Origin of the sequence: Devosia lacusdianchii (assembly GCF_022429625.1) — a bacterium.
Lineage (GTDB): Bacteria > Pseudomonadota > Alphaproteobacteria > Rhizobiales > Devosiaceae > Devosia > Devosia lacusdianchii.
Window position 1 is genome coordinate 708,573 of sequence record NZ_CP092483.1, and the last position, 11,180, is coordinate 719,752.

General features: G+C 61.0%; 11 protein-coding genes. 4 read left to right on the forward strand and 7 right to left on the reverse strand.

Features of this window, described 5'->3' with window-relative positions; genetic code table 11:
• Positions 1–50: 50 nt before the first annotated feature.
• The gene (locus tag MF606_RS03450) at positions 51–1,511 is read left to right on the forward strand and encodes an alpha-L-fucosidase (RefSeq protein ID WP_240232263.1); all 1,461 of its coding nucleotides are present in this window, start codon (positions 51–53) and stop codon (positions 1,509–1,511) included.
• Positions 1,512–1,573: 62 nt separating this feature from the next.
• Here the strand turns inward: MF606_RS03450 and MF606_RS03455 are convergent, their stop codons facing one another.
• The 6 genes from MF606_RS03455 to MF606_RS03480 all read right to left on the reverse strand — a co-directional run bounded on the left by MF606_RS03455 (position 1,574) and on the right by MF606_RS03480 (position 7,174).
• The gene (locus MF606_RS03455; RefSeq protein WP_240232264.1) at positions 1,574–2,332 is read right to left on the reverse strand and encodes a sugar phosphate isomerase/epimerase family protein; all 759 of its coding nucleotides are present in this window, start codon (positions 2,330–2,332) and stop codon (positions 1,574–1,576) included.
• A 92-nt stretch (positions 2,333–2,424) separates the two neighbouring features.
• Entirely contained in the window at positions 2,425–2,904 is a 480-nt protein-coding gene (locus MF606_RS03460; protein ID WP_240232265.1) for a VOC family protein, read from the reverse strand.
• 74 nt (positions 2,905–2,978) lie between these two features.
• Positions 2,979–4,226: an ABC transporter substrate-binding protein gene (locus MF606_RS03465; RefSeq protein ID WP_240232266.1), complete on the reverse strand. Its 1,248-nt coding sequence runs from the start codon at positions 4,224–4,226 to the stop codon at positions 2,979–2,981.
• 24 nt (positions 4,227–4,250) lie between these two features.
• Complete coding sequence (locus MF606_RS03470) at positions 4,251–5,342, reverse strand: ABC transporter ATP-binding protein (RefSeq protein ID WP_240232267.1); 1,092 nt, start codon at positions 5,340–5,342, stop codon at positions 4,251–4,253.
• Between the two features lie 9 nt (positions 5,343–5,351).
• Positions 5,352–6,281, reverse strand: coding sequence for a carbohydrate ABC transporter permease (locus MF606_RS03475; protein WP_240232268.1), 930 nt, complete (start codon positions 6,279–6,281; stop codon positions 5,352–5,354).
• Positions 6,278–7,174, reverse strand: coding sequence for a carbohydrate ABC transporter permease (locus MF606_RS03480; protein WP_240232269.1), 897 nt, complete (start codon positions 7,172–7,174; stop codon positions 6,278–6,280). The genes MF606_RS03475 and MF606_RS03480 overlap by 4 nt, the downstream gene beginning before the upstream one ends.
• A gap of 192 nt (positions 7,175–7,366) precedes the next feature.
• Between MF606_RS03480 and MF606_RS03485 the strand changes: the two genes are divergently transcribed.
• The 3 genes from MF606_RS03485 to MF606_RS03495 all read left to right on the forward strand — a co-directional run bounded on the left by MF606_RS03485 (position 7,367) and on the right by MF606_RS03495 (position 9,930).
• The gene (locus MF606_RS03485; protein ID WP_240232270.1) at positions 7,367–8,179 is read left to right on the forward strand and encodes an aldo/keto reductase; all 813 of its coding nucleotides are present in this window, start codon (positions 7,367–7,369) and stop codon (positions 8,177–8,179) included.
• Positions 8,180–8,335: 156 nt separating this feature from the next.
• Positions 8,336–8,779 carry a VOC family protein gene (locus MF606_RS03490; RefSeq protein WP_240232271.1) on the forward strand — a complete coding sequence of 148 codons (444 nt, stop codon included), beginning with the start codon at positions 8,336–8,338 and terminating at the stop codon, positions 8,777–8,779.
• Between the two features lie 131 nt (positions 8,780–8,910).
• The gene (locus MF606_RS03495) at positions 8,911–9,930 is read left to right on the forward strand and encodes a LacI family DNA-binding transcriptional regulator (protein WP_240232272.1); all 1,020 of its coding nucleotides are present in this window, start codon (positions 8,911–8,913) and stop codon (positions 9,928–9,930) included.
• A gap of 21 nt (positions 9,931–9,951) precedes the next feature.
• Here MF606_RS03495 and MF606_RS03500 read toward each other — a convergent pair whose 3' ends face one another.
• Positions 9,952–10,956 carry a LacI family DNA-binding transcriptional regulator gene (locus MF606_RS03500; RefSeq protein WP_240232273.1) on the reverse strand — a complete coding sequence of 335 codons (1,005 nt, stop codon included), beginning with the start codon at positions 10,954–10,956 and terminating at the stop codon, positions 9,952–9,954.
• Between the last annotated feature and the right edge of the window lie 224 nt (positions 10,957–11,180).

Genomic DNA, 11,180 nt, shown 5'->3' on the forward strand with positions numbered 1-11,180 from the left:
AGCTCTCACCATTGACTTCCGATCCAATCGAGATCGGCGCAGGAGTAGTCATGATAACGGAAGACGCGATCCAGACTTCGTATGGCCAGACGATAGATGACACGTCCGTGCAGGGGCCGTTTCAGCCGAATTGGACCTCGCTGAAGAACTACAAGGTTCCCGGCTGGTACATCTCAGGCAAGTTCGGCATTTTCATCCACTGGGGCGTATTCTCAGTCCCCGCGTTTGCCAGCGAATGGTACGCCCGCCGGATGTATCTCAAGGACACGCCGGAATACCGGCACCATTTCCGAACCTACGGTTCGCGCAAAACCTTCGGCTACAAGGATTTCATTCCCGATCTGACCTTCGAAAAGTTCGACCCCCAGGCATATGCCACGCTGTTCCGGGATGCTGGCGCAACGTTTGTCGTTCCTGTCGCAGAGCACCATGACGGCTTCGCCATGTACGATAGCGCGATGACCGATTGGACCGCGGTCAAGATGGGCCCGAAGCGCGATCTCGTCGGCGACCTGGCCAAAGCCGTGCGGGCAGAGGGCATGGAACTCGGCGTTTCCACTCACCGTGCCGAAAACTACTGGTTCTTTGAAGGAGGACGTTTCGCCGACACCGATGTGCGAGACGACGCCAACCGTGGCCTCTACGGGCCTGCCGCCCTGGGGCCCGAGGACCACAGTCACGATCTCACCGATCCCAGGCCCAGCGATGAATTCCTACAGGAATGGCTCGAGCGGACCTGCGAGGTGGTCGACAAGTATCAGCCGTCCATCGTCTGGTTTGACTGGTGGATCCAGAACCTGGCGTTCAAGCCCTACCTGCAGAAATTCGCCGCCTTCTACTATAACCGCGCCGCCGAGTGGGGCAGGGAGGTCGCGATCAACTACAAGTACGACGCCTTCGAACCGGGCACGGCGGTCTTCGACGTCGAGCGCGGGCAGGTTGGCGATATCCGCAAGGATTTCTGGCAAACCGACACATCGGTTTCACTCAACTCCTGGAGCTACATCAGGGATCACGAGTATCGAACCGCCCAATCTCTGATTGCGATGCTGGCAGACGTGGTGTCCAAGAATGGCGCCCTCCTCCTCAACATCGGCCCCAAGCCAGACGGCACCATCCCCGAAGAGGAACAGCAATTACTGCGCGAGATTGGCGCCTGGCTCGCTGTCAATGGAGCGGCGATCTACGATACCAGGCCTTGGCGTGTTTTCGGTGAAGGGCCTGTAGTGGTCGAAGAGGGCGCCTTTACAGAGAAGAACCAGAAGGACTTCACTAACAAGGACATCCGCTACACGAGCCGGGATAATTCGGTGTACGGCATCGTGCTGGCCAGGCCCGAAGGCGCGGTCGTGTTTTCGCAGGTAACCGACAAGAACATCGGCAAAGTTGGCGTCCTCGGCTCCGACGCCAAGCTGGCCTGGGAAACGACGGCGAATGGCCTCCGCGTTGAAGTCCCCGACAACCTGCCGGGCCAGCATGCCTGGGTGTTTGAGATATCGATGACGGTCTAGACGCAGGGCGGGGGCGCAGCAAAGCTGGCGCCTCCGCCCGACATGGGTGCGTCACCGCATGATCAGAGGCCGATCCTGCGCATATAGTCGATCGAGCGTTGCGCAAATCTCCGCCAGTCGCTCGGATTGTCGTGTTCCGCCACGATGTGATGGGCCTTGGTCTGCCCGAACAGCGGCGCCAGCGCCTGCCAGTCGATGATGCCATCGCCGGTTGCCGTCCAGCCATCGTCTTCCTTGGTACCGAGCGGTGCAGTGTCCTTGAGTTGGATAGCGATGATCCGGTCGGCATAGCGCCTGAGTTCTGCCGCCGGATCGGCGCCGGCCCGCGTGATCCAGCCGCAATCGATTTCGAACAGAACATCGGAACCACCGGTCGCGAAGATATGGTCGATCGGCCGCGTGCCATCCGGCAGGGCGTAATACTCGAAATCATGATTGTGCCAGGCAACCTTGAGCCCATGCGGCTTGCCGGCTGCAGCGCCTCGCGCCAGTTTCTCGCCCAGGCCACGCCAGTAACCGGGCGTCGGCTCACGCTCTTCCACCGTTACATAGGGCGGAATCATCACCGTCGCGCCAAGCGTCAGGCCGACATCGATGAACCGGTTCGGTTCGTCCACGAGCCCGGCCAGAGGCATGTGGAAACCGTAGCAGGCCAGCCCCGCATCATCGAGCTGCCGGCGGAACAGCGCCGGATCGGCTTCGTACGCTGGTAGCCATGGCTCGATGGCCTCATAACCCATGGATTTGAGGACCGGTAACTGTGCCGCCAGCGGCGGAAAGTTGCGCGAGGAATAGAGCTGGTAAGCGATGGGGTAGGGCATGGTGCAATCCTGCCGCTGGATCGTCAAAATATGAGATGTCATTCCGGGGAAGGATCTCGCCTTCGCCGGGATGGCACCGCGTTTGGGGCATCTTACAGCTGGACTTCCTTGTCGCTGTCGAATTCCAGCAATTCCACCATCACACCCAGCGCCTTGACCGTGTCGTAATAGGCATAGCGTCCATGGCTGCCGTCGAATTCGCCGCGCTGCAGCAGCTTGTGACCCTTGGATTCGAGATAGGCATCGCGCTTGGTCAGGTTACGCGTCTTGAACGCGATGTGGTGGCAACCCGGGCCCTTCTCTTCGAGCAGGTCGCGCCAGGCACTCTTTTCCGGCCCCGGCTGGAGAAACTCAACGTCGATATTGCCGAACTTGAACATCATGATGCGGCAGCCGACTGAAGCGGGCTTGCCGTGATAGATCGCCTGGGCCTCTTCCGGCTCGGCCGCCTTGCCCTCCTTGGGCACCGGCTTCCCGGTCAGGTCGGCGAACCATTGTGCGGATTTTACCACGTCATCAGTGACGAAGCAGATCTGCATCACCGCGTCTTCATCAAGCAGGCGCTTGTCCATTGTGTCGGTCCAATTGAGTGTGAGGGAGGCCGGCGGCCCGAAGTGCAGGTCGCCGGCCCAGGGAGGGACTTCGCTCAGCCCAGGATTGTCTCGTAGTTCTCATGCATCTGGGTGATGGCGTCCTCGACGCTCATGTTCGGGTCGCTCCAGAAGTTGAACACCACGTCCCAGATCGAATTCTGCCAATCGGCATCGGCCGTATTGTGCGGGTTCTGTACCTGCTGCGCCGGGTCTTCGAGAATGCGCAGCACTTCGACGGAGCAGGCATCGAGGCTTTCGGCCGGCGCATCGAGCCGGACCGGCGTCGAGCCCTTCGCAGCCGCGAACTTGGCCTGTTCCGCCGGATCGAGTACGACCGAGGCGAAGTCGAGTTCGGCCGTCTTCAACTCATCGGACACACCGCCCAGCAGACCCCAAGCGTCGACGGTCACGACCACCGCTTGCGCGCCGGGCATCTCGATGCAGCCGAAATCTGTCCCAGCCACCTTGCCGGCGCCCAGCCACTCGCCCTTCATCCAGTCGCCATGGATCTGCATCAGCGCCTTGCCGGTGATCACCTGGTTGGTGGTCTCATTCCATGGCCGGTTTTGCGCCTCGGGGCCTGCCTCATTGGCGAACAGCCGCAAGGTCTCCAGCGTCTTGGCGAAGGCCGGGTCATCAAGCGCCGCCGGGTCGACCTCTGCGCCGTAGAGGCGGGTGTAGATATCCGGCCCGGCGACGGCCGCCACCAGAGCATGCATGAGATAGCCGACCTGGAACGGCTGGCTGCCAACGGCCAGCGGGGCATAGCCCGCGTCACGCACCTTCTGGAAATCGGCGAACATGGCGTCCATCGAATCCCAGGCCGTTGGGTCAACGCCGGCGGCCTTGGCGACTTCCATATTGTAGTAGACCATGCCGTCGATATGCAGCGCCTGCGGCACCTTGACGATTTCGCCATCCACCGAGATCGAGGCGGCAACCGCAGCCGGCAGCTTGTCGACGATGGCATTGTCGGTGAACCACTGGGTCAGCGGAAAGCCGAGGCCCATGCCGGCAATGTCGCGATAGACGCCGGGATTGGACTCCATGAACACGTTCGGCGGCGTGCCACCGGTGACGAGGCTCATCAGGTTCACATTGGAGCCGGTATCGTGCGGAATGGCGATATCGGTCCAGGCGTGGCCCTTGGCTTCGATGCCCGCCTTGATGACATTGAGTGCCGCCACTTCCGGCGGGGCAGACCAGCTATGGTAGACGACAAGATCGGTCGCCATGGCGCTGAACGAGGTCACGCTCAGCATCAGGCCGGCTGCAAGTCCGGCTAGTTTCGTCCTCGACATCTCTCTCTCCCTTGCGATGTTCGCTTACAGTCTCTGCCCGGTCTGGGCGTCGAACAGGTTTGCCTTGCCCCGCAGATACCGAACGGACACCGCCTGGCCGGGCTTGAGCCGGGCCGCGATGTCGGGGTCGACGCGCAGGGCAAGAAGATCGTCTTCGAAGCTGAAATAGGCGCTGGCATCGGGCCCGGTGCGTTCGGCATACTGCACGGGCACGCTGAAGCTGGTGGCGCCATCGCCCTCGCCAATCTCGAAATGCTCGGGCCGCAGGCCGGCAATGACTTCGGCTCCGTTGCGCGGTGGCGTGATGAAGGCGTAATCCGAAACATCGAGCCGCACGCCCGAGGCGAACACGGCCTCGGTCTTGCCATTGCTGACCACCAGCTTGGCGCGTCGCAGATTCATCGCCGGTGAACCAATAAAACCGGCCACGAACAGGTTGGCCGGTTTCTCGTAGATTTCGTCAGGCGTGCCGAACTGCTGGATCACACCGCCATTCATCACCGCGATCTTGGTGGCCATGGTCATGGCCTCGATCTGGTCGTGCGTGACGTAGACAATGGTGTGGTTGAGCGTGTCGTGCAGCTTCTTGATCTCAAGCCGCATCTCGGTGCGCAGCTTGGCGTCGAGATTGCTCAGCGGCTCGTCGAACAGGAAGACGCCGACATTCTTGACCAATGCCCGGCCGATGGCGACGCGCTGGCGCTGGCCGCCCGAGAGATGTGCCGGCTTCCGATCCAGGAGCGGCTCGATCTGCAAGAGCTTCGCCGCCCAGGCAATGCGCCGATCAATCTCCTCGCGTGGCAGCTTGCTGGCCGAGAGCCCGAATTTGAGGTTCCCATGCACCGTCTTGGTCGGATAGAGCGCGTAGGATTGGAACACCATGGCCAGCCCCCGATCCTTGGGGTCGACGTCGGTCACATCGCGCTCGCCGATCATGATCCGCCCATCGGTGACATCGAGCAGGCCGGCCAGAAGGTTGAGCAATGTGGTCTTGCCGCAGCCCGATGGCCCCAGCAGCACCAGGAAATCGCCGTCGTCGATCTCAAGGTTCAGGTCGTCGAGGACCCGGACTTGGCCATAGGTCTTGGTGATGTGCTCGAAGCGAACGCGTGGCATGTCTTCCGATCAACCCTTGATGGCGCCGGCGGTAATGCCCTGGACGAAGAGCTTGCCGACGAAGAAGTAGATGACGAGGGGTGGGATGGCGGTCAGCAGGGCGGCCGCCATGTTGTCATTGTACCGGGTGGTGCCGGTCGAGATGGTGATGAGGTTGGCGAGGTTGACCGTCATCGGCTGGCCATTCATGCCGCCAAAGGTCACGCCGATCAGGTAGTCGTTCCAGATCGAGGTGATCTGCAAGATCAGCACCACGATCAGGATATTGCCGCTCATCGGCAGGATGATCTCGGTGAAGATATTCCAGAACGAACCCGAATCCATCACCGCGGCGCTCATGATCTCCTGCGGGATGTCCTTGTAGTAATTGCGGAAGATCAGCGTCAGCACCGGCATGGCCAGTACCGCATGGATCACCGCAACGCCCCACAGGCTGCCGTAGATCTTCAGCGTCGCCGTCATGGTGATGAGCGGGAACATGATGATCTGGAACGGCACGAAGGCGCAGATGAAGAGGATGAACAGGAACGCCCCGGCCCAGCGGACATTCCACAGCGCCAGCGCATAGCCGGTGATCATGGAGATGCCGATCGACAGGATCAGCGAGGGAAAGAGGATAGCCACCGAATTCCAGAAGCCGACCTTGAGCCCATTGCAATTGATGCCCGAGCAGGCGCTGTTCCAGGCATGATCCCAGGCCTCCAGCGTCCACACATTGGGCAGCGCGAACATGGCGCCTTCGCGGATCTGGTCCATCGTCTTGAACGAGGTGACGACCACCACGTAGAGCGGAATGCAGAAGAACAGGGCGCAGATGGTGAGGAGGATCAGCACGGCGATCGAGCGGCCGGTAATGGTCTTCTTCTTGCGCGGAAAGAATGGCGCGCGGTCTACAGCGATCTCGGCGCCGGCGCGCTGGGCGACAGTCATCTCGCTCATGTCGTGGCCCTCCCGCGGCGCTTTTGTTGCCAGGCGGTCAGCAGCACCAGCGGCAGGAAGATGACGGCGGTGATGGCAAGCATCATCACCGCCGCAGCGGACGCGTAGCCGAGATTGCCCTTGGCCGAGAGCGCCTGGATGGTGAAATAGGCCGGCACATAGGTCGATTGCCCTGGCCCGCCATTGGTCATCGCGACGATCACGTCATATGCCTTGATCACGCCCAGCGAGAGCAGGATGGCGCAGGTGACGAAGGTGAACTTCATCATTGGGATGATGATCTCGAGATAGAGCCGCCAGAGGCTGACGCCATCGAGTCGCGCCGCGCTCCAGATTTCAGAATTGATGGATTTGAGCCCGGCCAGCATCAGCGCCATGTAGAAGCCCGAGCTCTGCCAGACCGAGGCCAGGATAATGGCCCACATCGCCGTTTCCCCGGTGGCGAGCCAGCTTGCATTGACCCAAGTGAGCCCGATGGAATGGAGGAAATGCTCGAGCCCGAACTCCGGGTTGAAAATCCAGCGCCAGGCGGCGCCGGTGACGATCAGCGAAATGGCGAGCGGATAAAGGAACACCGTGCGGAAGATGCTCTCGCCGCGCCGCTCCTTGTCGATCATGGCGGCGAGGATAAAGCCGAAGACGATGGCGAGCGCGCTGCCGATACCCAGCGTAATCAGGTTCTTGAGCGAGATCGCCCAGGCGTCGTCCTTGAACAGACGCTCATACTGCCGCCCCCACTCGCTCCAGTCGATTTCGTATTCCGGCAAGCGGCGGCTGCGCGTCAGCGACAGGTAGATCGTCCAGAAGATCGCGCCGATGAAGGCAGTAAGCGTGACCACGACAGCCGGCACGAGGGCCAGTTGCGGTGACCATCGGCTCCACCGAAAGGTCATGAACGCCTCTCCGTTGCACGTCGCGGCGGATTTTTCCGCTCTTCGCCGTGTCAACTCTTGCGGGTTGTATTAGCGTTAAACTAAGTTCAAGCGAAAGCATCCGTCAATAGGCTTTGCGTGCACGAAAACCCGTTTCGTGCGTTTGATGGATCAGGGGATTGGACGGGTGAAACGTTGGCAGGGAGGAAAATAATGAAAAATCAATATGATATACCGGCTATGGGTTTTGGCACCTATGATCGCAAAGGCGCCTCAGGCATTGAGGCCATGCTGGTCGCGCTGGAAACCGGCTATCGCCACCTGGACACGGCGCAGGATTACGGCACGGAAACCGAGGTCGGTACCGCCGTGCGGCAATCCGGCCTGCCACGCTCGGATGTATTCATCACCACCAAGATTGCCACCGGCAATCTGGGGGCCGGGGCGTTGGTTCCGTCACTGCGCCAAAGCCTCGACAACCTCAGGGTGGACCGTCTTGACTTGACGCTGATCCACTGGCCGTTCCCGAACAACGCCGTGCCCCTGCCGGTCTATATCGAGCAATTGGCCGAGGCCCATGCCCTCGGCCTGACCCGCCTGATCGGCGTTTCCAACTTCACCATCGCCATGTTGGAGGAGGCTCAGGCCATCCTCGGCGATCTGCCGATTGCCAACAATCAGTTCGAGCTCAACCCGCTCCTTCAAAACAGGAGGCTCGCAAACTACTGCACAGAAAAGGGAATTTCGGTGACCTGCTACCTCCCCATCGCGCGTGGCGTGCTGGGCGAGGTGCCCGTTATCGCGGAAATCGCGGCCCGCCACGGCGCGACGCCGGAACAGGTTGCCCTCGCCTTCGAGTTCGCCAAGGGTTACATCGCCATCCCAACCTCCAGCAAAGCCGAGCGCATCCGTTCCAACTTCCTGGCGACGAAATTGGTTCTGACCGATGAGGATATCCACGCCATTGAGGCGGCCGATCGCGGTCACCGGGTCATCGATCCGGCATGGGGACCCGACTGGGACTGAGTTGATCTGCTGCTGTTGACAACGTTCGGGCTTGCGATAATGCTGCGGCGTATTAACGTTCCTACAAAGTCAGAGATGCTGACGCATAGGACGGTCCGCCGGCATGCCGCTGGCGGAGACGATCAGCTATTGCCGCGATGTCGGCCGGGAGGAAAAATGAAGGGCATCACCAGTCTTGGGCACGTCGCGATCAATGTGATCGACCTCGAAAAGTCGCTCGACTACTATGTCAACAAACTCGGCTTTCCCGAAATGCTCCGCCTCAAGAAGGACGACGGCGAAACCTGGCTGGTCTATCTGCGCATCACCGACGAGCAGTATCTTGAGATTTTTCCGGGTGCTGAAAATGATCGAGCGCCCGCCAGCTGGCACACCAATGGCATGACCCATATGTGCTGGACCATTGACGATCTCGACGCCACAGTGGCGCGCATCAAGGCCACCGGCATCAAGCTGCTCTCCGAGCCGAGCAAGGGGCTCGACGGCAACCGCCAGGCATGGCTGGAAGACCCCGATGGCAATCGCATTGAGCTGATGGAGATGCATCCCGATTGCCTGCAATATCAGGCGATCAAGCGGCTGCACGCTGAAGGCGTTTGACTTCTGTAATGAGGAGGCGCGCCACTATGCTGGTGCGCTTCCCGTTCCTGTCTCGATCTGCTCTTGTTGCCGGGCTGAAACCGCGTATTAGGCACAACGGGCCGTGCGGACGGCGGAAATAGGTCGAGGCCATGGGCAAATCCATCGTTCGTTTGAAAGACATTGCCGATCGGACTGGGTTCTCGGTCAACACCGTCTCCTTGGCCCTGCGCCAGAGCCCGCGCATCCCTGAGGATACGCGGGTGGTGATCCAGCAGGCCGCCGAGGCACTCAACTACGCGCCCAACCACGTCGCCAAGTCGCTGGTCAGCCGGCAGACCATGACGATAGGACTGGTGCTGACGGAAATCACCAATCCGGTGCTGACCTATGTGGCGCAGGCGATCGAACTGGCACTGGCCGAGCGCGGTTATTCCACGCTCTTCGCCACATCTAATAATGACCTCGCGACCGAAAAGAAGGTCATCGAGACGTTCCGGTCCCGCCAGGTGGACGGCATGCTGATCTATCCGCGCAATCACCGCGACCTCGATCACATCAGGCGGTTGCGGCAGAACAATTATCCCGTCGTGCTGCTGGTCGCCGATCTCGACGCGGGGATCGATGCGGTCTGCATGGATGAGCGGCGCGGCGCCTATCAGGCCACGCGTCACCTGATCGACATCGGCCACCGTCGCATCGGCATCATTGATGGCGCAAAGCCGAGCGGCAATTTCGAGAAGCGCGAAGGCTATGACCGGGCGCTGGCCGAAGCGGGGCTGGAGGCGGACGATAGCCTGGTCGCCGATCCCTCGGGCAATGCGGTCATCCGTGGTTACTGGGCGATGGACCGGTTGATGAACGCCGTCAAACCGCCCACCGCCGTGCTGGCCGCCTGCGATTCGCTGGCCATGGGTGCGCTGCGCTGGACCCAGAAGAACAATTTTCGCGTACCCCAGGACGTGGCAATCATGGGCTTCGACAATATCGAATTCGCCGAGCACGCCGCCACGCCGCTTTCCAGTGTCAATTACGAGGTCGACATGGTGACCGAACTGGCTGTCGAGCGGCTATTGACGCTGATCGCGGCCGGCGACCAGTTGCCCGAACCGCGCGTCACCATGATCGATCCCGAACTGATCGTTCGCGACAGCACCAATGGGCCCCGGTAGCTGCACAGGCATGGCAGCCCGTCACGCGCTGTCGAATTCCCGTATCGTGCAGCCCAGCACCTCGGCGCGTGGCTCGCCGGCATATCTGCCGTTGATGCGCTCGATCAGCATGCTCACGGCGCGATGGGCCAGCTCCGATGGCGCCACGCCAACGCGGGTCAGGGTGGGGCGGGCATAGCGCATTTCCGGCTGATCGCCGAACACCGCGACGGCGATATCTTTCGGCACCGACAAGCCATGGTCGAACAGCCGCGCGAGCCCGGCCGTCGCCATCAGATAATTGGCGAAGAAGATCACCGTAGGCATCGTGTCACGATGGTTCTCGACCAGCCAGTCCACCGCCTCACCGCCCGATGGCGCGAGATACGTACCCTCATAGCGCAGGCTGGGATCGGCCGGTGCGCCAAGTTCGGCCAGACCCTGTTCGAAGCCCGCGGCCCGCGCCATGGCCTCGGCGAAATAGCGGGGTCCCGTGACATGCGCGACGCGTCGGTGACCCTTGCCGGCGAGGTATCGCCCCAGGGCTCTTCCACCGCCGAAATCGTCGATCTTGACATTGTCGACCGCATGATTGGGCAGGTCGCCGATGAACACCGTGGGCATGTCGAGCTTCAGCAACTCGTCATGCATGCGATGCAGCGCAAAGTCGCCGACGATCAGCCCGTCGACGCGCTTGTTGCGAATCTGGCGGAGATACTCGCGGTTGTGGTCCTGCGGATGGCCCCCGGGCACGTCCGAGTTGAAGATCATCGTATCGAGCCCGACCGCTTCCAGGTCGGACTGTGCGGTCTTGACCAGCTCGGGGTAGAACGGGTTGCGGATATCGGGGATCAGCAGGGCGACGATATTGGTCCGGCCAGTGCGTAGGCTCTGGGCCTGCGGATTGGGCGAGTAGCCAAGCTCTTCCACCGCCTGCAACACGCGCTCGCGCAAATGTACCGAGACGCGGTCGGCGTGGTTGAGCACATGCGAGACCGTGGTTCGCGATACGCCGGCACGCTCGGCTACTTTGGAAATCGTCGTCATGGATGGATCGCTACCAATTTAGAAATCGATTTGCAAATTGATTTGTGAATGCATTTGCAAAACCAAAATTGCTTGTTATGGTGACCACATCGGACAGCCACACCCTGGCGTCCGCGGAATGCACAACGCTCAAATCGGCACCTAAGCCGATCGCGTTTCGCCATTCGGGAGAGAGACGATGCACATGATTGACGACAGCGCCTAGCGGCGCGCCGCGACCCCTT

Excerpts from the sequence above, each read along its gene's own strand:
- MF606_RS03480 (WP_240232269.1), bottom strand. The coding sequence starts at position 7,174 with ATGACCTTTCGGTGGAGCCGATGGTCACCGCAACTGGCCCTCGTGCCG.
- MF606_RS03465 (WP_240232266.1), bottom strand. The coding sequence starts at position 4,226 with ATGTCGAGGACGAAACTAGCCGGACTTGCAGCCGGCCTGATGCTGAGC.
- MF606_RS03470 (WP_240232267.1), bottom strand. The coding sequence starts at position 5,342 with ATGCCACGCGTTCGCTTCGAGCACATCACCAAGACCTATGGCCAAGTC.
- MF606_RS03450 (WP_240232263.1), top strand. The coding sequence starts at position 51 with ATGATAACGGAAGACGCGATCCAGACTTCGTATGGCCAGACGATAGAT.
- MF606_RS03455 (WP_240232264.1), bottom strand. The coding sequence starts at position 2,332 with ATGCCCTACCCCATCGCTTACCAGCTCTATTCCTCGCGCAACTTTCCG.
- MF606_RS03500 (WP_240232273.1), bottom strand. The coding sequence starts at position 10,956 with ATGACGACGATTTCCAAAGTAGCCGAGCGTGCCGGCGTATCGCGAACC.
- MF606_RS03485 (WP_240232270.1), top strand. The coding sequence starts at position 7,367 with ATGAAAAATCAATATGATATACCGGCTATGGGTTTTGGCACCTATGAT.
- MF606_RS03490 (WP_240232271.1), top strand. The coding sequence starts at position 8,336 with ATGAAGGGCATCACCAGTCTTGGGCACGTCGCGATCAATGTGATCGAC.
- MF606_RS03475 (WP_240232268.1), bottom strand. The coding sequence starts at position 6,281 with ATGAGCGAGATGACTGTCGCCCAGCGCGCCGGCGCCGAGATCGCTGTA.
- MF606_RS03495 (WP_240232272.1), top strand. The coding sequence starts at position 8,911 with ATGGGCAAATCCATCGTTCGTTTGAAAGACATTGCCGATCGGACTGGG.
- MF606_RS03460 (WP_240232265.1), bottom strand. The coding sequence starts at position 2,904 with ATGGACAAGCGCCTGCTTGATGAAGACGCGGTGATGCAGATCTGCTTC.